Source organism: Cystobacter fuscus (genome assembly GCF_002305875.1).
Taxonomy (GTDB): Bacteria; Myxococcota; Myxococcia; order Myxococcales; family Myxococcaceae; genus Cystobacter; species Cystobacter fuscus_A.
In genome coordinates this window covers 9,071,277-9,094,066 of sequence record NZ_CP022098.1, presented here as the reverse complement: position 1 = coordinate 9,094,066, position 22,790 = coordinate 9,071,277, and the positions used below count along the sequence as shown (strand labels likewise).

Below are 22,790 nucleotides of genomic sequence, written 5' to 3'. Positions count from 1 at the left end.
TGAACGGTTTGCGTGAAACACCCTGAAACACATCTTGAAACAACCGGAGGATGGGGCGCTCGTGTGTTCTCGGAGGAGAGGGGTGGCACGAGTGCTGCACTGGGTCAGGGTCCTTCCATCCACCCAGGATGGTTCCCACAGCGGGGGAGTGACATGAGCGAAGCGATGAGCGAACACGTCCGCGCAGGGCAGGAGGGCGCGCGGCTGGCCCGGATTCCCAGCGCCTCGAGGCATCGGATTCTCATCATCGGTGGGGGGACCGCGGGCATCAGCGTGGCCGCGCGGCTGGCCCGCGCCGGGCAGAAGGACGTGGCGATCATCGAGCCCAGCGCCCAGCACTACTACCAGCCGCTCTGGACGTTGGTGGGGGCCGGCGAGGCGCGCGTGGAGGACACCGTGCGCGACGAGGCCCGCCTCATTCCCAAGGGAGTGAAGTGGATCCAGGACTGGGCACGGGACGTGGACCCGGTGGCCCGGAAGGTGAGCACCCGGGGCGGTCTGGAGCTCGGCTATGACTTCCTCGTGGTGGCGCCGGGCATCCAGCTCGACTGGGACAAGGTGCGCGGGCTGCGCGAGGCGCTGGAGTCGCGGCCCAATGTCTCCAGCAACTACGAGGCGCGTTATGCCCCCAAGACGTGGGACATGCTCCGTGCCTTCCAGGGGGGCACTGCCCTCTTCACCCACCCCTCCACGCCGGTGAAGTGCGCGGGTGCGCCGCAGAAGATCATGTACCTGGCCGCGGACCACTTCCGGAAGCGGGGCCTCGACAAGGCCGCGCACGTCGTCTTCGCCTCCGCGGGCAAGGCCATCTTCGGGGTGAAGGAGTACGCGGCGGTGCTGGAGCAGGTGGTGGAGCGCTATGGCATCGACACGCGCTTCCAGCACGACCTGGTGGAGGTGCGCGGAGCGCGCAACGAGGCCGTCTTCCGGCACACCCGGGCGGATGGAGGCGCCGAGCAGATCGTCCTCGCCTACGAGCTGCTCCACGTGTGCCCACCCCAGAGCGCGCCGGACTTCATCAAGGCGAGCCCCCTGGCCTGGCAGGACGGCCCCAACCGGGGCTGGGTGAAGGCGGACAAGTACACGCTGCGCCACCCGGACTACCCGGAGGTGTTCGCGCTGGGAGATGCCTCGGACCTTCCCACCTCGCGCACCGGCGCGGCCATCCGCAAGGAGGCGCCCGTGCTGGTGGAGAACCTGCTGGCCGTCATGGCGGGGCGCGAGCCCGCCGCGAAGTACGATGGCTACGCCTCCTGCCCGCTCACCACGGCCTACGGCAAGCTGCTGCTCGCGGAGTTCGGCTACGAGGGCAAGCCCACGCCCACCTTCCCGTTCATCGATTCCATCAAGGAACGGCATGACATGTGGCTGCTCAAGAAGTACGGCTTGCCGCAGCTCTACTGGAAGTTGATGCTACGCGGACGGGCCTAGCGCGCCCCTCTCGCCCCATGTCCTCCTCCAGGCCCTCCCTCAACACGCTCCTGGTGCGCTCCGCCCTGGAGGCCCTGGCCGGTGACGTGCTGCTCGTGGATGAGCGGCTGCGTGTGGCCGATGCCACGCCCCAGGCGCGGGTCCGACTCGGCCTCGGTGAGCTGTTCCCGGGGCGGCCCCTCGCCGAGGTGCTCCGCTTCCGCGAGGGACAAGGGAGCCTCGAGGCGCTGCTGTCCCACGGGCGGCCCCTGGAGGTCATGCCTCGCGGGGAAGGCGGGGCGGGGTGCTCCATCCGCGTGCGCGCCGTGGCGCTCGACGAGGGCGCGAAGCGGCTCGGGTGGTTGGTGTTGCTCTCGCCGGGGGAGGCGGGGGCCTCGCCGCAGGGGGACGTCGAGGAGACCTTCCACGGGCTGTGGACGCGCGATCCGGGGATGAAGCGCCTGTTTCGCATCGTGGAGAAGGTGGCTCGCACCGAGTCGAGCGTGCTGGTGCGGGGCGAGTCCGGTACGGGCAAGGAGCTGGTGGCCAATGCCCTGCACGCCATCTCCGCGCGGCGCAAGGGTCCCTTCCGGGCCATCAACTGCGCGGCCCTTCCCCCCAGCCTGTTGGAGAGCGAGCTGTTCGGCCACGTGCGCGGCGCCTTCACCGGCGCGGTGCGCGACAGCCCGGGCCACTTCCGGCTCGCGGACAGGGGGACGCTCTTCCTCGACGAGGTGGGGGAGATTCCCCTGGAGCTCCAGGGCAAGCTGCTGCGGGTGCTCGAGACGCGCACCGTCATTCCCGTGGGCGGGCGCGCGTCGGTGCCGGTCAACGTGCGCATCGTCGCCGCCACCCACCGCGCGCTGCGCCGCGAGGTGGAGGAGGGCCGCTTCCGCGCGGACCTGATGTACCGGCTGCGCGTGGTGCCGCTCTTCCTGCCTTCGCTGCGCGAGCGGCGCGGGGACATCCTGCCCCTGGCCCGGCGCTTCCTCGATGAGTTGGAGCGCCAGGGCTCGCGCCACGTGGAGCGCATCTCCCCCGGAGCCCAGCGGCTGCTGGAGCGCCACGGCTGGCCGGGCAACGTGCGCGAGCTGCGCAACGTGATGGAGTACGCCTTCGTCATCGGAGAGGGCCCCCTGCTGCACGAGGCCGATCTGCCGCCCGAGTTCTCCGAGCCCCGCCCATCCGCCGAGCCCCGCGTGCCCTCCGCGTCCCTCCAGCCGGGGCGTCCGGCCAGCGCCCTGGTTCGTCCGGTGGACGATCATGATCCGGCCACCCTGCGCGCCGCGCTGGAGGAGGCGGGCGGCAACCACACCCAGGCCGCCCGCCTGCTGGGCATCAGCCGCGTCACCCTGTGGCGCCGGTTGCGCGCGCTCGGGGACAAGGTCACGCGGTAGCGCGTTTCCCGGTGTTTCACGCGGTGTTTCAACCAGGGGGCGTCCGGGCGTTCCTCCAGGAGGGGCGGCCCTGGCACGGTGATCGCAATGAGCGCGGGGCATGATCTTCCGTCAGCTCTTCGACGCCGAGTCCTCGACCTATACCTACCTCCTGGGAGATCCGTCCTCGGGGCAGGCCGCTCTCATCGATCCGGTGCTCGAGCAGGTGGAGAGGGATCTCACGCTGGTGCGCGAGCTCGGCCTGCGCCTCACCCATGTGCTGGAGACGCACGTGCACGCGGACCACATCACCTCCGCGGGGCGACTGCGCGAGCGTACCGGGTGCACGGTGGTGGCCAGTGAGCGGGGGGCGTCGTGCGCCGATCTCCATGTGCGGCATGGGGACGAGGTGTGCGTCGGGGCCCTGGTGGTGCGCGTGCTCGGCACTCCGGGACATACCGATGACGGCGTGAGCTACCGCCTGGGGGAGCGGGTGTTCACGGGGGACACGCTGCTCATCCGCGGCACCGGGCGGACGGACTTCCAGAATGGGGACGCGGGCCATCTCCACGACTCCATCACCCGGGTGCTCTTCGCCCTGCCGGACGACACGCTCGTCTACCCCGGGCACGACTACCTGGGCCGGACGGTGACGACCATCGGCGAGGAGAAGCGGCACAACCCGCGCCTCGCGGGACGCGGCCGCGAGGAGTTCATCCACCTCATGGGCAACCTCCACCTGCCCATGCCCCGGAAGCTGGACGTGGCCGTGCCCGCCAACCGCTCCTGTGGGCGCCTGGACTCGTAAGGAACGCGCGACCATGTCCTCTCCTCTCTTCCTGGATCTGCTTCCCGAGCAGCTCGACACCCTGGGGCCCGAGGTGCGGCGCATCGACGTGCGCGAGCCCGATGAGTTCGAGGGACCCCTGGGCCATCTGTCCCGGGCCGAGCTCGTTCCCCTGGGCACGCTCGAGGACGCGTGCGCCACCTGGTCCCGCGCGGAGCCGCTGCTGCTCATCTGCCGCTCGGGCCGGCGGTCCGTGACGGCCGCCGAGATCCTGGCCCGGCGCGGCTTTGGCCGTCTCTACAACCTCAAGGGGGGCATGCTGGCGGTACGCGAGGGGTCCGCCGCGCCGAGCGGCTCGGGAGTTCCGCCCACGTGAGCCCGGGCCTTCATGGCGTGCTCGCGCTGTTCGTCCCTCCGGCCATGCCCCTGGTGGGCTTCGCGCTCGCCGCGCTCATCGGTGTGTCCCTGGGGCTGCTCGGGGGAGGGGGCTCCATCCTCACGGTGCCGATCCTCGTCTACGTGCTGGGCTTCGAGCCCAAGGAGTCCATCGCCATGGGGCTGGCGATCGTGGGCACCACGAGCCTCTTCGGCGCCATCGGACACTGGCGCGCGGGCAACCTCCAGCTCCGGGCCGCGCTCGTCTTCGGGGCGATGGCGATGGGGGGCACCTTCGTCGGCGCGCGTCTGTCGGTCTTCCTTCCGGGCACCGTGCAACTGGTGCTCTTCGCCACGGTGATGTTGGTGGCGGCGGTCTTCATGGCGCGCAACGCCCGGCGCGAGCTCACCACCCCGGCCACCGGAGCCGAGCCGCGCGCGGCCTCCTTTCCCCTCATCGCCGCGTCCGCGCTCGGCGTGGGCGCGCTCACGGGGTTGGTCGGAGTTGGCGGGGGATTCCTCATCGTGCCGGTGCTCGTCCTGCGGGTCGGTCTGCCCATGAAGCAGGCGGTGGGCACGAGCCTGCTCGTCATCGCCTTCAACTCCTTCGTGGGGTTCGCGGGCTACCTCGGTCATGTGAACGTCGCGTGGGGGGCCCTCACGCTCTTCACGGGCCTGGCCATCGCGGGCTCCGTCGGCGGCACCTGGCTTTCGCGCTTCATCTCCCAGGCCACCCTCAAGCGAGCCTTCGCGGGCCTGCTCGTGGTGATGGGCGTCCTCATCCTCTACGAGAACCGGCGGACGTTCCCCTCGCTGGGTCGGGCCGCCGCCATGGAGTCTCCGCGCCCGGCGCGTCCGGGCTGACATAAAGCGGAGCGTCCCACCGGAACTGATAAAGTGGAGGGGACTTGAGGTCTGAGCACGGTCCTCGAGGAGGAACCATGCCGCCGGCAGCCAGGATTACAGATATGCATACCTGCCCGAAGGTCGAGCCAGGACCCGTGCCGCATGTCGGCGGGCCCACGGTGGCAGGAGAGCCCTCGGTCCTCATCGGCTTCCAACCAGCGGCCCGGGTCGGGGACATGCTCGTGTGTAATGGTCCACCCGATTCCATCTCACAGGGAGAACCCACGGTGCTTATCGGTGGCAAGCCCGCTGCCCGGCTGGGAGATCCGACCTCGCATGGTGGCGTTGTCGTCGCCGGGTGTCCCACTGTCTTGATTGGCGCCCCGGCTCAGGCCGGGTGTATGAGTTCGGCCTCTAATAGCGGCGCGTCCTTCGTGACAAAAACCGCCTCATGAGCACGCGGCTTATCGTCGAAATACGATTCAAGGCTCCTGCCCTCCACAGGGCTGTACTTGAGCCGGGACAAGTGCTCCGGGTCGGTCGGGGCGAGCAGGCCGGTCTCGTTGTCGCGAGCGATCCGCATCTGTCCGCGCTGCACTTCGAGCTCGTATGGAATGGAATGACCTGCCTGCTGCGGGACCTGGACAGCGCGACGGGGACCCTGCTGGATGGGCGCCGCATCACCAAGGAGGCCCAGATCCACCATGGGGCCTGGGTCCGTGCCGGCACCACGGACCTGTCCGTTTACTTCGAAGGGGCGACGCCCCCTGCGGAGCCCCTGACACCGGAGCGGGTGCAGCTCGCCAGCCGCCTGCTGGAGGTACTTGAGGTCGAGTCATTACCCTTGCTGGCCGTGCTCGACGCCGCCAGGAGCGAGCGCGTCCGCGTGCTGCTTCGGGAGTCCGTGGAGTTCTCTAAGTCCCTCTATGAGGGCCCACAGGCCGAAGTGCTCGCCGAGGTCGCGCCTTATCTGGTGAGTCTGCCAAGAGAGGGCCGCCTGCTCCACGCACTTCTGGCGGAGGGGTGGGGCAAGAGTTGGGGCATCTACCTTGCTTGTGCCCAACCATTCGCCGAGGTGCGGCGGCACCTGCGCAAGCTGCTGATGGTGGAGGGAGCGACAGGGCAGGAGCTGTATTTCCGCTTCTACGATCCACGCGTGCTACGCCCCTTCCTGCGCACGAGCAGCGCGTCCCTCGTGCGGGAAGTCCTCGGCCCCATCGACTGCTTCTGGCTGCAGGGTGAGCAGCCGGAGCAGATCCTACGAATTCACTACACGCCCGAGGGAGGGCGGGAAGCATCCCCTCGATTGCCACCAAGGACATGAGGAGACTTCATGCTCAAGCTCGGAGAGCAGCAGACCAGAGAACTGCGCAGACTTCAGCTGGGGGAACTCCTGCTGCGCAATCTGAATGCCCTGGGGCAGGAGGCCGAACGGGATCCACTCACCGGGGACATCCTCGCCAGGGACGGACGAGGCCATGTCCGGCGGCTGCACCTGGACCCGCTCGGCTACGTAGGCGGTGTCACCACGCCCCTGAATCGCCGCTGGCATATGGAGAACGATTCCGAGGGGCACCTGCAAGCGCTCACCCTCCCCTCTGGCATGCGGTTCGGAATGCGCTACCAGGGGAGCAAACTCGTCGAGATCAGTGATGACCAGCAGCACGTGTGGCGCATCTCCTACGACGCTCAGGGACAGCCACGAAAGCTCACCCATCCCGACCAGACGGCGACCGTGCTGGAGCACCAGGCTTCTGGGCTACCCACCTTGCTTCAGGACCGGCTCGGAGGGGTCACATGCTTCGAGTACGATGAGCGGGAGCGCCTCACCACGCTGACGGATCCAGGCGGGCGACGCACCCGCTTCACCTATGGCGCGGGGCCCAACCCCCATCGGGTGGAGCGCCCGGACGGCTCGGCGGAGCACTACACCTACGACGCGTCAGGACGTCTGCTCTCCTGCTCGGTGGGCCAGATGCCACTCTTCACAGTGGCCTACGAGGGCACGTCGCACCGAGAAATCCGCTACGCGGATGGCGTGGTGCTGCACCTGACGCAGGATGCCCGGGGACGCGTCACGCGCGCAGCCGGGCCCGAAGGAGAGGTGGAGTTCACCTACGACGAGCAGGGCAAACTCGTCCGCGAGCGACAGGACGAGCAGGTCATCGAGTACACCTATGACGAGGCGGGCTTGCTCACCGCATTGGTGCTGCCCTCGGGCGAGCAGGTGCGTTATGGCTATGACGCCGACCTGCGGCTCGCGGAGGTGACCGACTGGAACGGTGGCCTCCACACGATGGAACACCTGCCGAACGACCGGGGCCACCAGTTCCATGCGGCCAATGGCGTCACCACCTCCGTGGGCCTCTCCAAAGCGGGGCTGCCGCAGTGGAGCGAAAGCCGTCATGGCGGGGCCAACGGCGCGCTGCTCTTCCGGCAGGACTACACGCATGATGAGCAGGGACGGTTGCTCTCCACGAAAGACTCCGAGCACGCGGAGCGCTCTTTCCATTACGACGCGGAGGGGAGACTGCTGGCGACGCAGTCGGCGGGGTTGCCCGACGAGGAGTTCGCCTACGATGCGTGCGGCAACCGGGTGAGGGCCAATGGGGAGCAGGCCTCGTTCGACGCTGCCGACAGACTGCTGTACCAGGGCGAGCAGCAGTGTGCGTATGACGAGAGGGGCAACCTCATCTCGCTGCACGAGCCAGCCGGGCAGTGGTACTTCGAATACGACGCTCGAAACCTGCTGGTGAGGGCGCGCACGCCCGCGGGGCTCGAGGTGACCTTTGGCTACGATGCACTCGGCCGGCGCCTGTGGAAGCGCACCGCTCGACGAGAGGTCCGCTACCTGTGGGCCGGCGAGCACCTGGTACGAGAGGAGCGCCGCGAGCAGGGTCAGGTCACCATCCAGGACTATCTCTACCAGCCTGGCACCCACGTGCCGCTGGCTATGCGTGTGGACGGACAGGTTTACCTCTTCCACACCAATCTCCAGGGCGCACCCGAGCGGATTACGGACTGGCTGGGCCGCGTGGTCTGGTCCGCCGTCTATGGTGCTTTCGGCCTGGCCTCGGTCTCCGGCAGGGTAGACAACCCACTGCGGCTGCCCGGCCAATACCATGACGAGGAGACGGGGCTTCACTACAACCGCTTCCGCTACTATGCGCCGCGGCTCGGGCGCTACACCTCGCCAGACCCGCTCAAATGGCTCAACGGCACCCACTTCTATGCCTACGCGCATAACGATCCGATCAACCGAACGGATCCGTTAGGGCTCTGGAGTTGGGGGGGGCGTGCTGTCGGTGGTGGCCGGCGTCGCGGCGGCGGCGGCGGTGGTGGCCGTGGCCGGAGTGGCCTTGCCAGCACTGCTGCTGGGCGCCGTCGTGGGCACGGCCGTGGGGCTGGGCGTCAACATGGCCCTGAGCGGAGAGGGATTCTGCCTCTCCTGCTTCCTGGAAGGGGCCGCCAAGGGGTTGCTGATGACGGCCCTCTTCGGCGCCGGATTGCTGCTGCTTGCCGCGGTCGCCCCCCTTGCCGCGGCCGTGGTGGCCGTGGGGCTGGCCATCGTGGGGATCGTGGGTATGGTGGGCCTCGTCATGTCGTGGGACGGCATGTCGATGGAGCAGAAAAGTGGATCTTCTGTAGCCGAAATGGGCGTTCCCGCCGTGGACGGGAGGGTCTCCGATGAGAGATGGGGAGCGAGAAGCCGATAGAGGCTGTCGCTCTGGGAAGAGACCAGGTCGCGGAGTTGCAATACGTGCCGCCCCCGGGGTGCTGGAGGGGGAGGCGGGGCGTGGCGGGGCCAAGGCTGCGAGAGGTGCTGGGGCGGGTGTTGCGCATCCAGGGGCTGAGTGTGCAAGGGGCCCGGCTGGAGGCCAAGGGAGTGGTGGTGGAGGTGCGCCCGCGCCAGCGCAAGCCTCGCTGCGGAGTGTGCGGCCGGCCCGCCCCCGGCTACGACACGAGCCCTGGGCGGTTGTGGCGGCACCTGGCGCTGGGACAAACCATCTTCTGGCTGCATTACGCCCCGCGCCGTGTGCACTGCCGCGAGCATGGGGTGAGAGTGGAGCGGGTGGCCTGGGCGGCGCACGACTCGAGCTTCACGCGGGCCTTCGAGGAGCTGGTGGCCTGGCAGGCGCAACGCCTGGACAAGTCCTCCATCTGCCGGCTGCTGGGCATCAACTGGCGCACGGTGGGCACCATCATCGAGCGCATTGTCGAGGAGCGCCTGTCGCCAGGCCGCCTGGAGGGGTTGCAAATCATTGGAGTGGACGAGCTGGGCTGGAAAGCCGGGCACAAGTACGTGAGCCTGGTGGTGGACCACCTGCGCTCGCGAGTCGTCTGGGTGGGAGAGGGGAAGAACGAAGAGACCCTGGACGCCTTCTTCGACGAGCTGGGAGAGGAGAGGACGAAGGAGTTGACGCACGCGACGATGGACCTGTCGGCGGCCTTCAGCAAGGCGGTGGGCAACCGTGCCCCACATGTGCGCAAGGTGTTCGACCGGTTCCACGTGCAGAAGCTGGCGAACGAAGCGCTGGATACGGTGCGCCGGCAAGAGGTGCGCGAGCAGGCGGGGAGCCAGGAGGGAAAGGCGCTCAAACAGAGCCGCTGGGCGTTGCTGAAGAATCCGTGGAACCTGACGGTGCGCCAGGGAGAGAAGCTCAGCGAGTTGAAGAAGACGAACCAGACGCTCTACCGGGCCTATCTGCTCAAGGAAAGCCTGGCACGGGGCATGGACTACGTGCAGCCCAAGCGAGCCTCGGAGCACCTGGACAAGTGGTGTCAATGGGCCAGCCACTCCAGGCTCGCCCCCTTCGCGAAGCTGGCGAAGACAGTCCAGCGGCACAAGGACGGCATTCTCGCCTACGTGGAGACGGGACTGAGCAACGGAGTGGTGGAGGGAATCAACAACAAGATTCGAGCCCTCAGCCGCCGCGCCTATGGCTTCCGCAATCCCAAGGCATTCAGGGCGATGATACTGCTGTGCTGCGGGGGCATGGAGTTCACTCCGCCGTTGCCAGTAGCGGCATAGCCCCTCGCCGTAGAAGCAGGCGGCTGGGGACCGAGCCCCGCAGCGCCGACAGATTCGACTGCAACCCGGCCAGTAGGGCAGCGGAGCCAGGCGCTCTGTCATGCACAGCTGCGGCTTTCGGCACCCCAGGTCGTGCCCCTGTCTCATTCATGCCTCGAACTCTCGCGGGGACTTGAATCCCATGGCCATCGCTCGGCTCCGCACGCCCTTGAGCCCCATGTCCTCCCCATGCGCACGGCCTCTTGTCGACAGTCCTGCCCACTCGACGTACCGAAGACCCAGAAAAGTGGGGCACTGGGCGAACTGGTGGGCAGCCTGCTCGATCCCTGGGTCGTGGGTCGTGGGCTGAAGGGCCTACGGGGCCGACCCGAACCCGAACCGGTCCCCGAGATTCGACCCGAACCCGAAGCGGTCCCTGAGATCCGCCCCGAACCCGAGCCGCTTCCTCCAGGCTCGCGCCGGGAGACGGTGCTCGGCAAGGACGAGATGTTCCTGTCGGATGGAACGTCTATGCCTGAGGGCACCCGTCGCGTCGAGTATGGCAACGGGGATGCCGTCTACCATGTAGACTCCAAGGGCCGCACCATCCATGCCGAGGGCGTGTTGGATCCTCCTACCACCTATGAGAAGGAGGGGCTGTCCAGCAGCATCAGGCCCGAGGGACTCCAGACGGGGGTCGACCACCGTGGCCACTTGGTCCCCGAGCGTGGCGCGGCTCATGCCGATAACGTCAACGTCCAAGAGAACGTGATCGCCGAGCATGGGACCAAATCCAACCTGAGCACCAAGAAGCGCTGGGAGAACCAGGCCATCGAGTACGCCAAGGAAAATCCGGGCAGCAGGTCCATTCACGAGCCTCAATATCATGGCGACGAGATGCGACCCCACGAAGTCATCCATGACCTCGTGGGGCCGGATGGAAATAGAGTGCCAGGATTCCGAACGACTATTGCCAACCCCAGGAACTGATCGGAGATAGACATTGGGTATTCGGGAGAAGTTGCAGCCGCAGATCGAGTCACTGGGCAGTCTGATGTTGGGGTTTCTCAAGGACGCGCATTCCTCCCATACGGAGGCGTCTTGCCAAGCAGTAGCGATGGATCAGGAGGGAATTGCCTTACAAGGGGGGCTTATCGAGGCGCCCAAGCCGCCCCCCATCAAGCAGAACTCCAGCGCGTTGACGGAGGCGCTGAGGACCTTCTTCCAGCGGGCTCCGCAGTCGGGCGAGCCGATACGGATGATCGAATTCCGCTTCCGGCGAAGTGGGGCGGGGTGGACCTACCAGGTAGCACTCGAAACGCTGGCGGCCCACGAGGCGCTGGTCCAGGAACGGACCGCGCTGGATCAGGAGGTGGCCAAAGCGATGATCGCGGCTGCTGGCGCCAACTGGAACAAGGTCGTTTTCGAGCGCAGGCTGCCGACTCCCGCCAAGCTGGTGGCCTTCCTCGACCGGGAGCGTCGGGAACTCGCCGTCACGCCTGAATTGGAGGCACTGTTGCAAAGGGCCTTCCGCTTGTATGATCGGCATGGCCGGGAGTTGCGATGGCCGCTCTGGCGGGTCAAGGGTGACCGGAATACTTTTGAGGTCGAGACGCAGTTCCTCTATGGTTGAACGATGCTCCAGGACGAACAGTTCGAGGTCGATCGTGAGTTGGGCCGGGCGGTGCTCGCGAGAATGCCACAGGGCTGGCATGCCGTGACCCTGCGGGCCGAGTGCAAACCCGGCGCCGGGGACAAGGAGAGCTATCAGCTTTCTTTTGAAACCGCCCCGGGGGTACCGGGTTCGATGGTGGCGGATGAATCCATGGAGTTCGCCGTGCGCAAGCTCTTCCTGCTACACCGCCGATACGCCACCGGACTGAAGGTCGCCACCTATCTATTCCGGCAGCGGCCGGATGAGCGCTGGGCTTGGAGCGCCGACTACGAGTACGAGGACTGAGCATGTGGGGCGCTCCGCTCGAGCAAGCGTGGCTGCGCTACCGGGAGTGGTTGCAAGGGAATGCGCCGGAGTTGGCCAACCAACTCCGTCCACCCGCCAACGAGGCCAGCATCCAGGGACTCGAGGAGGTCGTTGGCGGTCCCCTCCCGATAGAGGTGACTCAGTGGTGGAGGCTGAACGACGGCCAGGGCGATGGGGAGATGGGAGTGCTCGCCGGCTTCCAATTTCTCTCGGTGGCCGAGGCCCAGGCCGAGTGGAGACAGTGGGCCGGGCTGCGTGCGCACAGTTCCGCCCGCGAGTTGCAGGATTTGAACAAATCCGCGCTCTCCCTGGCTCCGGGCGCCATTCAGCGTGTGTACACCCACCCGGGGTGGGTGCCGCTGTGGAAGGAACCTCTGGAGGGCAACTACCTCGGAGTGGATCTCGCCCCAGGACCCCAAGGTCATGTCGGTCAGGTGATCAACTTCGGGCGGGACGAGGATGACAAGGCCGTGCTGGCCCGCTCACTGGCGGAGCTGATCGAATGGCTCGACAGACAGGCCGAGCAGGGCTGCGTGCGCCCACATTCAGTCCGGACACGCTCCGGGAAGCAGTTGCTCGAACTAAGACATGTGCGCGGCCGCGTGTTGACCGTGCTGTTGCAGGAGGCTCGAGAGAAACTGAGACGGGGTGGTGATTGAGCTGTCGGGCTTCTGATGGATCACTTCTGGTACTCACGCACCACCGTACGCAAAGCCCACCACGGCCTGCCCCGCGAACTTCGCCGAGCCTCGAGCTACGTACCGCCGCCCCCTCCCGCTCCAGGACTTCGGTACTCCTTCGCCATGGTGCTGGCCTTTCCCCCACGTGTGGCGGAGTGTTGGCTGGAGGATGGATGAAACCCCGGTACTCATGGGGATGCTCAACGACGCCGAGTCCGGCTACGGAGCAGGGCTGGGTCAACCAGGTGGCGGGCGAGCTGTTCGAGCTGGCGCCAGGGCCCGTGGAGCCGGTGCGGCTGGCCCAGGCCATGGCGGGGCTGCGCGCGCGCGAGCAACCCCGAGGAGATCGCCGCCAAGGGCGCGCGCCTGTTCTCCCATCCCCAGGCGGACATCCGCGATTGGATTTGGACACTTCAACGCCAAGCGGGAGGAGCCGCTGCACCTGCGTGTTCGAGGGCCGGAAGAAATGAAGAGAGGAGGGCCTGTGTCGGGCCTTCAACGTCCAGGGCCCGTGGCGCATCCGCGCCCGCGTCCCTTCGCTTCTCTTCGCGAGCCCGATTCCTATCGTGTGCTCCCCCCTGACGGGAGCGCCACGCATGTTGCAGGAGCCGATGGAGATGAAACCTCGACTGGGTGACTCCCGAGCTCGTGGTGGGAGGCAGCTTCCCGATGGAAGCCGCGGCCCATCTCTCCCAGCGGCTCGGCATCCGTTGCGTCGTCGACGTCCGGGTGGAGTGCTGTGACGACGAGCGCGTGCTGCGCGAGCACGGCATCACCCTGCTGCACTTGCCCACGGTGGACATGTGTGCCATCAGCCTGCCGATGATTCGCGACGGGGTGGCCTGGGTCCGCGAGCGCCTGGATCGGGGGGAGAAGGTCTTCATTCAGCGAGTACGGCATCGGCCGCAGCGCGCTGCTGGCGCTGTGCGTGCTCGTGTCGCGAGGGTACAGCCCGCTGGAGGCACTCGCGCTGGCCAAGCGGCGGCGGCCCAAGGTGTCTCCGAGTCCGGAGCAGCTCGAGGCCTTCATGGCCTTCGCGGAGGAGTGGAGACGGGTCCATGGGGCCTCCTGGACCGTGCCCGTCTTCGACGCGCTGGCGGCCATCGCCTACAGCCACCTGCGACCCTCCTCGCCGCCGCCCGCGTAGGGCTCCCGGGCGTCACGCGCATGCTCGTCTGAGGACTGGCCCGTCGTCCATGTCCAACAGGAGCGGCGCAAATACCTCCTGCGGACCGCGCTGGGACTCTTCCTGCTCAAGTTCGCGGGGCTGGGCAGCCGCGGAGCGCATGCCCTCGAGCGCTCGCGAACGCTCGCCGAGGCCGATGCGCGGGCCCTGGAGCGGGAGCTGGCCGCCGGGTGAGCGGGGGAGGGAGGGCGGACGCCGAAGCCCGCCTCCCTCCGTGGCGCGCACCTACCTTTCCTGGAGGAGGCCGCGCATGGAACGCACGACGGAGATTCCGCCTCAGGGGTGGTTCAACTACTTCGCGGGCTTGAGCAGGCGGGCGCTGAGTCATCCCGTCCGCGTGGAAGTGGAGAGCGTGCAGATGGGGGCCCAGGAGCTGGTTCGCGCGCTGCCCCTGTTGGGCATCGACGTGGAGCCCAGGGGCTCGGAGCTGGGCTCCATCGAGTTCACCCTGGGAGATGAACACCAGGACTTCCTGCATCGCATCGCCCGGCCCGTGCAGGTCTACCTCAAGATTGATGACAACGGAGACCTCGACTGTCTCGCCATCGAGGACCGGAGTGGAACCAGGACCCTGCTCTTCTTCGAGAAAGGGGACGTACCCGCCTGGGCCCACCCGAGCATCCAGGAAGCGGAGCCGCCCGCGCCGGGCCTGTGAGCCCTCCGCTCCACGGCCTGCCCGCGTGCCGGGCTAGGTGTCTCCGTACTGGTCGAGCTCCCGGTTGAGCTGGCCGAGAAGCCGGGTGAGCTCCGAGCGGTCGCGCTCGGGCCACGAGGCGACCACCCGACGCAGGGGGTGGAGCCGCGTCGCGCGGGTCGCCGCGAGGTGTTCCGCTCCCTGCTCCGTCACCTGGAATAGCACCGAGCGGGCATCCTCTGGATCCGGATCCGCTCGGATCAACCCCTGGCCCTCCAGCCGGCCGAGGTGTCGGCTGGCGGTCGACTTGTCGATGCCGAAGCGTCGCGCCATCTCGCCCCCGCGCAACGGGCCTTCTTCCGCCAGCCGCATCAGCAGCGCGTACGTCCACCGATCCAGGGCTCCTTCCTCGTTCTTGCTCCAGAGCAGCGAGCCCAGCCGACGCACCAACACACTCAATTCCCGCTCCATCACCGAGAGGGTCTGCCCGGGAATGTGGGTCCGCTGTCGTGTTTCCGACTTCTCTGCCATGACACCTCGATGGTTTGAATTCACTTTATATCAGCCCTTCGTACGGCGCCGCTCCTGGTGATGCGTTTCACGACGCGGCGCATCGTTGCGCGGCGCAACGAATGCGATTATCACCTCCTCGTGCGAGGGCGAGACGCGGCCGGAGAGGCATCGCGCCGACCGATTGATGCCATACGAAAGTCATTGAACAGGAGGTGGTCGACCATGTGTGGAATCGCGGGGTGGATCGATTTCGAGCGGAACCTGACGCGGGAGCGTCGCACCGCGGAGGCGATGGCCCAGACGATGCACAACCGGGGGCCCGATGATTCAGGGCTGTGGTTGGAGCCACATGCGGCCCTGGGGCACCGGCGTCTGTCCATTATCGATCTGGAAGGAGGGCGCCAGCCGATGGTGGCGGAAGAGGAGGGCAAGCCGGTGGCGGTGCTCGTCTACACCGGCGAGGTCTACAACTTCCGGGAGCTGAGGGCGGAGCTCGTGTCGCTCGGGCGCACCTTCCGCACGCACAGCGACACCGAGGTGGTGCTCGAGGCCTACCGGCAGTGGGGGCCCTCGTTCGTCGAGCGCTTCAACGGCATGTTCGCCTTCGCCCTGTGGGACGTGCGCGAGCAGAAGCTGTTGCTCGTGCGCGACCGTCTGGGCATCAAGCCCCTGTACTTCTACCCCACGCCCCACGGCGTGCTGTTCGGCTCGGAGCCCAAGGGCATCCTCGCCAACCCCATGGCACGCGCCGAGGTGGACGATGACGGTCTGCGCGAGCTGCTCGCGTTCGCCAAGACGCCGGGCGAGGCCATCTTCCGCGGCATGCGCGAGCTGCGCCCGGGCCACGTGTTGACGGTGACGCGCGACGGCCTCAAGGAGCGGGCCTATTGGAAGCTCGAGGCGCGGCCGCACACGGACGATCTGAAGACCACGGTGCGCACCATCCGCGAGCTGCTCGAGGACATCGTCTCGCGTCAGCTCATCTCCGACGTGCCGCTGTGCACGCTGCTGTCCGGAGGGCTGGACTCCAGTGCCATCACCGCGCTGGCGCAGCGTGCCCTGGTCGCGCAGGGCGCCGGGCCCGTGCGCTCGTTCGCCGTGGACTTCGTCAACAACGCGCGGGACTTCACTCCCGACGAGCTGCGTGGCACGCCGGATGCCCCCTTCGTGGCGGAAGTGGCCGCGCATGTCCACTCCCAGCACACCGACATCGTCCTGTCCGCGAGCGAGCTGGCGGATCCCAAGGCGCGCGCCGCCGTGCTGCACGCGAGGGATCTGCCCGTGAGCATGGGGGACATGGACACGTCGATGTACCTGCTCTTCCGCGCCATCCGTCAGCACTCCACCGTGGCGCTCTCCGGCGAGTCCGCGGACGAGGTGTTCGGGGGCTACGCCTGGTTCCATGATCCCCAGGCCATCGCGGCCGACGCCTTCCCCTGGAATGCCATGACGACGAAGCACTTTGGCTCGCGCTACCACGCCCTCTCGCCCGAGCTGCTGCGGCGGCTCGACATCCAGGGCTACCTCCAGGCGCGCTACCAGGAGGCGCTCGCCGAGGTGCCCCGGCTGGAGGGGGAGACGGGACTGGAGCGGCGCATGCGCGAGGTGTTCTACCTGCACCTCACGCGCTTCCTGCAGGTGCTGCTGGACCGCAAGGATCGCACGAGCATGGCCACGGGCCTGGAGGTGCGCGTGCCGTTCTGCGACCACCGACTGGTGGAGTACGTGTTCAACGTCCCCTGGTCGATGAAGACCTTCGACGGTCGGGAGAAGAGCCTCCTGCGGGCGGCGACGGCGGACCTGCTGCCCAGGTCGGTGGTGGAGCGGCGCAAGAGCCCCTATCCCTCCACGAAGGATCCCGAGTACGTGCGCTTCCTGCGCGGCCAGTTCACCTCGATGCTCGACGATGCGCGGGCTCCGGTGAAGCCGCTGCTCGACGAGGCCCACGCGCGCTCTCTCACCCAGGAGGCAGCGGAGAACGACTCCCCGTGGGCGCGCTCGAGCATGGAGCAGGTGCTGATGCTCAACGCGTGGCTCGAGGACTACGGCGTGAAGCAGGTCCCATCCACCTCGGCGGGCCAGGGCGCACCGCTCGGCGAGGCGCGTGAGCTCACGAGCGAGCCTCGGCTGGGCGGGTAGCTTCCAGGCCGCCGGGGCGCCTCCTCCTCGTTTCTTGACTCGACGGAGAGCGCCCGCACAGTGCGAGGCGTGTTCTGGCGAGGGTGGAGGGTAGTCAGTGTCGCGGCGGCCTTGATGTTGGCCTCGTGTGTGTCCGTACGTGGTCGGCCGGCGCCGGTGGAGGTGGGCCCGCTCGACGTGGCCCGGGACTACCTGCGGGCCTGGGGCGAGGGAGACCTCGCCGCCATGAGGCGCGCGGTGGTCGAGCCGCCAGCCGATCTCGAGGTGCAACACCAGCGCTTCCGGGACGAGCTGCGCATCATCGCCTCACGTTTCGAGCTGGGACGCATCGAGCGCGAGGCGGACAGCGCCCTGGTCACCTTCCGCGCCCTGCACGTCCTGCGCGGGCTGGGCGAGTGGGAGGTGGACGGCGTGCTGCGCTTCGTGCGCCAGGAGGGCCGCTGGTGGGTGCGCTGGTCTCCGGCGGTGCTGCACCCCGAGGCGCGCGAGGGGGACCGCTTCTCGCGTACGAGGACGCGTCCCGAGCGGGCCCGCCTGCTCGATGGGCGGGGGCATCCCCTCACCGGCGAGGGCGAGGTCATCACCATTGGCGTCGAGCCCCGGCGCATCCAGAGCCGCGCGGCCGTCGCCTTGGCGCTCCAGACGCGGCTGGGCGTGGATCCGGCGCGGTTGGACAAGACGCTGAACGCACCGGGTGTGTCCCCCGAGCACTTCGTTCCCATCATCGACGTGCGGCCCGCGCTCTACCAGCAGGTGCGTCCGGCGCTGGCGCCCGTGCCGGGCATCTTCTTCCGCCGCAAGAGCGCCTGGCTCACCCCGGAGGAGGGCTTCGCGGCGCACACCCTGGGCCGGGTGGGGGAGGTGACGGCCGAGCTGCTCGCGCAGTGGGGGCCGACCTACCAGCGGGGAGACACCGTGGGCCTGTCGGGATTGGAGCTGGCCCATGAGTCGCGGCTCGCGGGGCTCCCGTCCGGAGAGGTGCGCCTCACCCGTGCTTCGGGTGAGGTGCGCGTCCTCGGCCGCTTCGCGGGAGCACCCGGTACGCCGGTGCGGACCACGCTTCTGCCCGAGATCCAGTCGGCCGCGGAAGCCGCGCTCGACGGAGTGACCTGGCCCGCGGCGCTCGTCGCGGTGGATACGCGTACGGGCGCCATCCTCGCCCTCGCCAGCCGACCGCTCGAGCAGCCGTTGAATCGCGCGCTCACCGGCCGTTATCCGCCCGGCTCGACGTTCAAGGTCGTCACGTCGGAAGCGTTGCTCGCCCGGGGCATGGGTGTGGACGCCGCGGTGTCGTGCCCGCCCACGGTGACGGTGGGGGGCAAGGCGTTCCGCAACTTCGAGGGCGAGGCCTTCGGGGTCTCCCGCCTGCGTCAGGTCTTCGCCCACTCCTGCAACACCGCCTTCGTGACGCTGGCCGCGGGGCTCGGCACGGGCGCGCTCGAGGACGCGGCCCACCGCTTCGGCTTCGACGTGGCGTACGACGTGGGGCTTCCCTCTCCCGGCGCCTCGTTCCCCGTGCCCCGGGATGAGGCCGAGCGGGCGGCTGCCTCCATCGGCCAGGGCCGCGTGCTGGCCACGCCGCTGCACATGGCCTCGGTGGCCGCGGCGGCCGAGTCGGGCAGGTGGCGCTCGCCCTATCTCCTCACCGAGCTGTCGGGAGGCCCCAGCGCCCCGCTCGCACCGGGAACCCGCGCGCCCTTGCAGGCGCTGATGCGGGCCGTGGTCACCGAGGGCTCGGGCCGGGCGGCCGTGGGCGTGACGGGGCTCGCCGGCAAGACGGGCACCGCCGAGTTCGGCACCGGCACGCCCCTGCCCACGCATGCGTGGTTCATCGGCTTCCGCCAGGGCATTGCCTTCGCCGTGCTGGTGGAGGGGGGCGGTGTGGGGGGCCGGGTCGCCGTGCCCATCGCCGCGAGGTTCGCCGCGGCGTTGTGAGCGCCGCTCAGCTCCAGGTGCGCTGCTGGTTGCGCGCGTTCTTCTCGCGGAACGCCTGCTCCAGGTCCACGCCCGTCCGGTTGGCGATGGCCACCAGGTAGTTGAAGACGTCCACCAGCTCCTCGGCGAGGTGGGCCCTGGCCTCCTCGGTCGGGGTGCTCTTTCCCTCGTCGTAGTACTTGTTGTAGCGGCGCACCGCCTTGAACAGCTCACCCACCTCCTCGCCCATGAGGAAGCAGTTGTGCACCAGGTCCACCTTCAGCCATCCATGCAGCGTCTCGAGCTCGTGGATGTAGCGCTGGTAGTCCTTCATCGTCGCGCCTTCGGGGAGTGAGATCATGCCGTCCTTCCTCGCTGGCGGCCCCGCTGGCTGTCAACCCTGGGGCGTGCGGTTCTTCGAGCGGCGCGCCAGCCAGTTGCGCAGGAAGGCCTTCACCGCCGGGTGGGGGGACTCGCGGACCACGTCCGGTGGGCCCGACGCGACGATGAGGCCCTCGTGCATGAGGGCGAGGCTGTCGGCCATGCCGAAGGCGGACGCCACGTCCGGGGTGATGACGAGCGAGGTCGCCCCGAGCTGCTGCTTGCCGGTGACGATGATCTCGTTGACGGCGGCGGTGGTGAGCGGATCCAGACCGGCCGTGGGATCGTCGTACAGGAGGATTCTGGGCCGGAGGATGGTGGCGCGCGCGAAGCCCACGCGCTTCTGCATGCCGCCGGACAGCTCGCCCGGGAAGCGCTGGGCCGCGTGGGACAGCCCCACCTTGGCCAGTGTCTCGTTCACCGTCTGGCGGATCTCCTCCTCGGGCATGCGGGTGCGCTCGCGCAGCGGGAAGGCCACGTTGTCGAAGACATTGAGGGAGTCGAAGAGGGCATTGGCCTGGAAGAGGATGCCCTGCTTGCGGCGCATCTGATCGAGCGTGGCCTCGTCCATCTTCGCCACCTCCTGGCCCTCCACGAGCACCGCGCCCCGGTCCGGGCGCAAGAGGCCCATGATGTGCTTCATCAGCACCGACTTGCCCGAGCCGGACATGCCCATCAGCACGCAGGTGGTGCCCTCGGGAACGACGAGCTCCACGCCGCGCAAGGCCTGCTGGTCGCCGAAGGACTTGTGGAGCTCCCTCACCTCGATGGCCAGCTTGCGTACTGGCCCGCCGCTCGTGTCACTCATCGCTTCGCGAGCATAGCGCACGGACCCCGGGCGGTCCCCACCCGTGCTACCCGGAGGACCTGTGGAGCTCCTCGAGGCATTGCACCACCAGGGCCGTCCAGCCCGTCTGGTGCGTGGCGCCCAGTCCCCGGCCGGTGTCTCCGTGGAAGTACTCGTGGAAGAGCACCAGGTCGCGCCAGTCGGGGTTGTCGGTGAAGCGCTTGTCGTCTCCGTGGCAGGGGCGGCGGCCGGTGGCGTCCGGGAGGAAGAGCCGGCTGAGCCGCGCCGACAACTCGCGAGCCACCTGCGCCAGCGTCATCATCCGTCCCGAGCCCGTGGGGCACTCCACCTGGAAGCTCTCGCCATAGAAGTGGTGGTAGCGCTCGAGCGCCTCGATGAGCAGGAAGTTGAGGGGGAACCACACCGGGCCGCGCCAGTTGGAGTTGCCGCCGAACATTCCACTGTCGGACTCGCCGGGCACGTAGGCCACCCGGTACTCCTCGCCCCGCACGTTGAACACGAGCGGCTCGGAGTCATGCACGCGCGAGAGCGAGCGGATGCCGTACTCCGAGAGGAACTCCTCGGGATCCAGCACCCGCCGCAGCACCCGCAGGAGCCGCTCGCGCGAGGGAATGGCCAGCAGCCGGTGGCCGTGCAGACAACCCTTGCCGTCTGGCTTGGTGAGGTAGGCGGTATTGCGTGACAGGTCCGCGCGGTTCTCCAGGAACCAGCGCAGGCGCTTGGAGAAGCCGGGCAGTCGCTCGATGAGCCGATCCTCGAGGATCTCCGCGGCGAACAGCGGCACCAGGCCCACCATCGAGCGCACCCGCAGGGGCGTGGCATGGCCCTCCAGGAGCAGCTCGTCGTAATAGAAGCCGTCCTGCTCGTCCCACAGGCCCGTGCCGCCCAGGTTGTTCATCGCGTCCACGATGGCCACGAAGTGCTCGAAGAACTTGGAGGCGATGTCCTCGTAGGCGGGATCGTCTTGCGCCAGCTCCAGCGCCATGGCCAGCAGGGTGGTGCAGAAGAAGGCCATCCACGCCGTGCCGTCCGCCTGATCCAACCGTCCGCCGGTGGGCAGGGGCTTGGAGCGGTCGAACACCCCGATGTTGTCCAGTCCGAGGAAGCCACCCGCGAAGAGGTTCTTCCCCTCGGCGTCCTTGCGGTTCACCCACCAGGTGAAGTTGAGCAGCAGCTTGTGGAAGGTGCGCTTGAGGAAGGCCGTGTCCTTCTTCCCCCGGGACGCCGTCATCTTGTACACGCTCCAGCAGGCCCAGGCGTGCACGGGCGGGTTCACGTCCGACAGCTCGAACTCGTACGCGGGGAGCTGGCCGTTGGGGTGCATGAACCACTCGCGCAGGAAGAGCACGAGCTGCTCCTTGGCGAAGGTGGGGTCCACGCGCGCGAAGGGAATCATGTGGAAGGCGAGATCCCACGCCGCGTACCAGGGGTACTCCCACTTGTCCGGCACCGAGATGATGTCCCGGTTGTACAGGTGCCCCCAGTCCCGGTTGCGCCCCTGGAGGCGCGAGGGGGGTGGTGTCGGCTGACTGGGATCGCCCTCCATCCAGGGCTTCACCGCGTAGTGGTAGAACTGCTTGGTCCACAGGAGGCCCGCGTAGGCCTGCCGGGCCACGCGCCGCTCCTCGGGGGAGAGGGTGCGCGGCAGCCGGGAGTCATAGAACTCGTCCGCCTCGGCGATGCGCTGGGCGAAGAGGGCGTCGAAGGACTCGCCGAAGAGCTGGGCGGGGGCTTGCGCCTCGGAGAAGAGCCGCAGCCGGAGCACGACCCGGCCTCCCGGGGGCAGCTCCAGCACGTGGTGGAAGGCGGCCTTGGTGCCCGTGCCGGCCGCGTTGACGGCCTCGAGGCGTCCCTGGACCACGGCGTCGTGGAACGCGTCCTTCACATGGGGGACCGCGTTGGGCACGCCGAAGAGCCGCTCGCGGTTCGTCTCGTTCTGCGTGAAGAGCAGCGGCGGGGCGGGGTGGCCCCCGACGGGCTCGGCGTGCCACTGGAAGCGTCCCAGCGAGGCATGCTCGGCGACGAGCGCGTGGGTGCTCAGCGCGGTCATGTGGGGCCGGGGCCAGTAGCCCTCGCCGGTGCGGCCCCAGTCCCACGTGTTGCGGAACCAGAGCGTGGGCAGCACGTGCAGGCGCGCCGTCTCGGGTCCCGCGTTGGTGAGGGTGAGCCGGATGAGCAGATCGTCCGGGCCCGCCTTGGCGTACTCGGCGCGCACGTCGAAGTAGCGGCGCTCCTCGAAGACGCCCGTGTCGGCCAGCTCGAACTCGGGGGCGGCGCGGCCCCGGCGCTGGTTCTCCGCGATGAGCCGCTCGTAGGGGAAGGCGGCCTGGGGGTACTTGTAGAGCGCCTCGAGGTACGAGTGCGTGGGGGTGGAGTCGAGGTAGAAGTACTCCTCCTTCACGTCCTCGCCGTGGTTGCCCTGGGGGCCGGTGAGGCCGAAGAGGCGCTCCTTGAGGATGGCGTCCTTCTCGTTCCACAGCGCCACGGCGAAGCACAGCCGGCACTCACGGTCCGTGATGCCGAGCAGGCCGTCCTCGCCCCAGCGGTAGGCGCGGCTGCGCGCCTGCTCGTGGGGGAAGTCCGTCCAGCTCGTGCCCCCGGGCGAATAGTCCTCGCGCACGGTGCCCCACTGGCGCTCGGCGAGGTAGGGCCCCCACCGCTTCCAGTTGTGATCGCGCCGCTCGTCTTCCGCCAACCGGCGCGCCTCGGCACCGAGTCCCCGGTTTTGTGACATGCCCGCTCCTCCCAT

At 68.4% G+C, this 22,790-nt stretch carries 21 protein-coding genes; 17 read left to right on the top strand and 4 right to left on the bottom strand.

From position 1 onward, the window contains the following. Nucleotides 1-165: 165 nt before the first annotated feature. The 15 genes from CYFUS_RS36730 to CYFUS_RS36655 all read left to right on the top strand — a co-directional run bounded on the left by CYFUS_RS36730 (nucleotide 166) and on the right by CYFUS_RS36655 (nucleotide 14,307). The gene (locus CYFUS_RS36730) at nucleotides 166-1,431 is read left to right on the top strand and encodes an NAD(P)/FAD-dependent oxidoreductase (protein ID WP_232537014.1); all 1,266 of its coding nucleotides are present in this window, start codon (nucleotides 166-168) and stop codon (nucleotides 1,429-1,431) included. Between the two features lie 17 nt (nucleotides 1,432-1,448). Further along, nucleotides 1,449-2,807, top strand: coding sequence for a sigma-54 interaction domain-containing protein (locus tag CYFUS_RS36725; RefSeq protein WP_095989440.1), 1,359 nt, complete (start codon nucleotides 1,449-1,451; stop codon nucleotides 2,805-2,807). Nucleotides 2,808-2,907: 100 nt separating this feature from the next. Further along, on the top strand, nucleotides 2,908-3,594 hold the full coding sequence (locus tag CYFUS_RS36720; RefSeq protein WP_095989439.1) for an MBL fold metallo-hydrolase: 687 nt from the start codon (nucleotides 2,908-2,910) through the stop codon (nucleotides 3,592-3,594). Nucleotides 3,595-3,607: 13 nt separating this feature from the next. Beyond that, nucleotides 3,608-3,949, top strand: coding sequence for a rhodanese-like domain-containing protein (locus CYFUS_RS36715; RefSeq protein ID WP_095989438.1), 342 nt, complete (start codon nucleotides 3,608-3,610; stop codon nucleotides 3,947-3,949). Continuing rightward, nucleotides 3,946-4,812, top strand: coding sequence for a sulfite exporter TauE/SafE family protein (locus CYFUS_RS36710; protein ID WP_232537013.1), 867 nt, complete (start codon nucleotides 3,946-3,948; stop codon nucleotides 4,810-4,812). The genes CYFUS_RS36715 and CYFUS_RS36710 overlap by 4 nt, the downstream gene beginning before the upstream one ends. Before the next feature lie 77 nt (nucleotides 4,813-4,889). Then, nucleotides 4,890-5,249 (top strand): PAAR domain-containing protein, encoded by a 360-nt coding sequence (locus tag CYFUS_RS36705; protein ID WP_095989437.1) that lies wholly within the window; start codon nucleotides 4,890-4,892, stop codon nucleotides 5,247-5,249. Continuing rightward, nucleotides 5,246-6,118 (top strand): DUF4123 domain-containing protein, encoded by an 873-nt coding sequence (locus CYFUS_RS36700; protein WP_095989436.1) that lies wholly within the window; start codon nucleotides 5,246-5,248, stop codon nucleotides 6,116-6,118. The genes CYFUS_RS36705 and CYFUS_RS36700 overlap by 4 nt, the downstream gene beginning before the upstream one ends. Nucleotides 6,119-6,127: 9 nt before the next feature. Then, nucleotides 6,128-8,485, top strand: a complete 2,358-nt coding sequence (locus tag CYFUS_RS36695) for an RHS repeat domain-containing protein (RefSeq protein ID WP_095989435.1) — start codon at nucleotides 6,128-6,130, stop codon at nucleotides 8,483-8,485. Between the two features lie 105 nt (nucleotides 8,486-8,590). After that, nucleotides 8,591-9,826 (top strand): ISL3 family transposase, encoded by a 1,236-nt coding sequence (locus CYFUS_RS36690; protein ID WP_095989294.1) that lies wholly within the window; start codon nucleotides 8,591-8,593, stop codon nucleotides 9,824-9,826. A 468-nt stretch (nucleotides 9,827-10,294) separates the two neighbouring features. Further along, nucleotides 10,295-10,795 (top strand): DNA/RNA non-specific endonuclease, encoded by a 501-nt coding sequence (locus CYFUS_RS51255; protein ID WP_157758874.1) that lies wholly within the window; start codon nucleotides 10,295-10,297, stop codon nucleotides 10,793-10,795. A gap of 31 nt (nucleotides 10,796-10,826) precedes the next feature. After that, nucleotides 10,827-11,438 (top strand): hypothetical protein, encoded by a 612-nt coding sequence (locus CYFUS_RS36680; protein ID WP_157758873.1) that lies wholly within the window; start codon nucleotides 10,827-10,829, stop codon nucleotides 11,436-11,438. Between the two features lie 3 nt (nucleotides 11,439-11,441). Further along, nucleotides 11,442-11,765, top strand: a complete 324-nt coding sequence (locus CYFUS_RS36675) for a hypothetical protein (RefSeq protein WP_095989432.1) — start codon at nucleotides 11,442-11,444, stop codon at nucleotides 11,763-11,765. A 2-nt stretch (nucleotides 11,766-11,767) separates the two neighbouring features. Further along, complete coding sequence (locus tag CYFUS_RS36670; protein ID WP_095989431.1) at nucleotides 11,768-12,445, top strand: SMI1/KNR4 family protein; 678 nt, start codon at nucleotides 11,768-11,770, stop codon at nucleotides 12,443-12,445. 949 nt (nucleotides 12,446-13,394) lie between these two features. Beyond that, the gene (locus tag CYFUS_RS53295) at nucleotides 13,395-13,613 is read left to right on the top strand and encodes a hypothetical protein (protein ID WP_232537012.1); all 219 of its coding nucleotides are present in this window, start codon (nucleotides 13,395-13,397) and stop codon (nucleotides 13,611-13,613) included. A 289-nt stretch (nucleotides 13,614-13,902) separates the two neighbouring features. Further along, nucleotides 13,903-14,307, top strand: a complete 405-nt coding sequence (locus CYFUS_RS36655; RefSeq protein WP_095989429.1) for a DUF5335 family protein — start codon at nucleotides 13,903-13,905, stop codon at nucleotides 14,305-14,307. A 33-nt stretch (nucleotides 14,308-14,340) separates the two neighbouring features. Here the strand turns inward: CYFUS_RS36655 and CYFUS_RS36650 are convergent, their stop codons facing one another. Beyond that, complete coding sequence (locus tag CYFUS_RS36650; RefSeq protein ID WP_095989428.1) at nucleotides 14,341-14,817, bottom strand: MarR family winged helix-turn-helix transcriptional regulator; 477 nt, start codon at nucleotides 14,815-14,817, stop codon at nucleotides 14,341-14,343. A gap of 204 nt (nucleotides 14,818-15,021) precedes the next feature. On the opposite strand from CYFUS_RS36650, the gene asnB reads away from it, so the two are divergent. After that, nucleotides 15,022-16,938, top strand: coding sequence for an asparagine synthase (glutamine-hydrolyzing) (gene asnB / locus CYFUS_RS36645; protein ID WP_095989427.1), 1,917 nt, complete (start codon nucleotides 15,022-15,024; stop codon nucleotides 16,936-16,938). A gap of 114 nt (nucleotides 16,939-17,052) precedes the next feature. Continuing rightward, nucleotides 17,053-18,873 (top strand): penicillin-binding transpeptidase domain-containing protein, encoded by a 1,821-nt coding sequence (locus CYFUS_RS36640; RefSeq protein ID WP_232537011.1) that lies wholly within the window; start codon nucleotides 17,053-17,055, stop codon nucleotides 18,871-18,873. A gap of 7 nt (nucleotides 18,874-18,880) precedes the next feature. Here CYFUS_RS36640 and CYFUS_RS36635 read toward each other — a convergent pair whose 3' ends face one another. Genes CYFUS_RS36635 through CYFUS_RS36625 form a run of 3 tightly spaced genes read right to left on the bottom strand, consistent with a single transcriptional unit; the run spans nucleotide 18,881 to nucleotide 22,775 of the window. Further along, nucleotides 18,881-19,213 carry a MazG nucleotide pyrophosphohydrolase domain-containing protein gene (locus CYFUS_RS36635; protein ID WP_095989425.1) on the bottom strand — a complete coding sequence of 111 codons (333 nt, stop codon included), beginning with the start codon at nucleotides 19,211-19,213 and terminating at the stop codon, nucleotides 18,881-18,883. Between the two features lie 33 nt (nucleotides 19,214-19,246). Further along, the gene (locus CYFUS_RS36630; RefSeq protein ID WP_095989424.1) at nucleotides 19,247-20,041 is read right to left on the bottom strand and encodes an ABC transporter ATP-binding protein; all 795 of its coding nucleotides are present in this window, start codon (nucleotides 20,039-20,041) and stop codon (nucleotides 19,247-19,249) included. Nucleotides 20,042-20,087: 46 nt separating this feature from the next. Beyond that, entirely contained in the window at nucleotides 20,088-22,775 is a 2,688-nt protein-coding gene (locus CYFUS_RS36625; RefSeq protein WP_095989423.1) for an MGH1-like glycoside hydrolase domain-containing protein, read from the bottom strand. Between the last annotated feature and the right edge of the window lie 15 nt (nucleotides 22,776-22,790).

What these genes read in the sequence shown, in the direction of transcription:
- CYFUS_RS36730 (WP_232537014.1), top strand. Translation starts at nt 166, where the DNA reads ATGAGCGAACACGTCCGCGCAGGGCAGGAGGGCGCGCGGCTGGCCCGG.
- CYFUS_RS36725 (WP_095989440.1), top strand. Translation starts at nt 1,449, where the DNA reads ATGTCCTCCTCCAGGCCCTCCCTCAACACGCTCCTGGTGCGCTCCGCC.
- CYFUS_RS36720 (WP_095989439.1), top strand. Translation starts at nt 2,908, where the DNA reads ATGATCTTCCGTCAGCTCTTCGACGCCGAGTCCTCGACCTATACCTAC.
- CYFUS_RS36715 (WP_095989438.1), top strand. Translation starts at nt 3,608, where the DNA reads ATGTCCTCTCCTCTCTTCCTGGATCTGCTTCCCGAGCAGCTCGACACC.
- CYFUS_RS36705 (WP_095989437.1), top strand. Translation starts at nt 4,890, where the DNA reads ATGCCGCCGGCAGCCAGGATTACAGATATGCATACCTGCCCGAAGGTC.
- CYFUS_RS36700 (WP_095989436.1), top strand. Translation starts at nt 5,246, where the DNA reads ATGAGCACGCGGCTTATCGTCGAAATACGATTCAAGGCTCCTGCCCTC.
- CYFUS_RS36695 (WP_095989435.1), top strand. Translation starts at nt 6,128, where the DNA reads ATGCTCAAGCTCGGAGAGCAGCAGACCAGAGAACTGCGCAGACTTCAG.
- CYFUS_RS36675 (WP_095989432.1), top strand. Translation starts at nt 11,442, where the DNA reads ATGCTCCAGGACGAACAGTTCGAGGTCGATCGTGAGTTGGGCCGGGCG.
- CYFUS_RS36670 (WP_095989431.1), top strand. Translation starts at nt 11,768, where the DNA reads ATGTGGGGCGCTCCGCTCGAGCAAGCGTGGCTGCGCTACCGGGAGTGG.
- CYFUS_RS36655 (WP_095989429.1), top strand. Translation starts at nt 13,903, where the DNA reads ATGGAACGCACGACGGAGATTCCGCCTCAGGGGTGGTTCAACTACTTC.
- CYFUS_RS36650 (WP_095989428.1), bottom strand. Translation starts at nt 14,817, where the DNA reads ATGGCAGAGAAGTCGGAAACACGACAGCGGACCCACATTCCCGGGCAG.
- asnB (WP_095989427.1), top strand. Translation starts at nt 15,022, where the DNA reads ATGTGTGGAATCGCGGGGTGGATCGATTTCGAGCGGAACCTGACGCGG.
- CYFUS_RS36640 (WP_232537011.1), top strand. Translation starts at nt 17,053, where the DNA reads ATGTTGGCCTCGTGTGTGTCCGTACGTGGTCGGCCGGCGCCGGTGGAG.
- CYFUS_RS36635 (WP_095989425.1), bottom strand. Translation starts at nt 19,213, where the DNA reads ATGATCTCACTCCCCGAAGGCGCGACGATGAAGGACTACCAGCGCTAC.
- CYFUS_RS36630 (WP_095989424.1), bottom strand. Translation starts at nt 20,041, where the DNA reads ATGAGTGACACGAGCGGCGGGCCAGTACGCAAGCTGGCCATCGAGGTG.
- CYFUS_RS36625 (WP_095989423.1), bottom strand. Translation starts at nt 22,775, where the DNA reads ATGTCACAAAACCGGGGACTCGGTGCCGAGGCGCGCCGGTTGGCGGAA.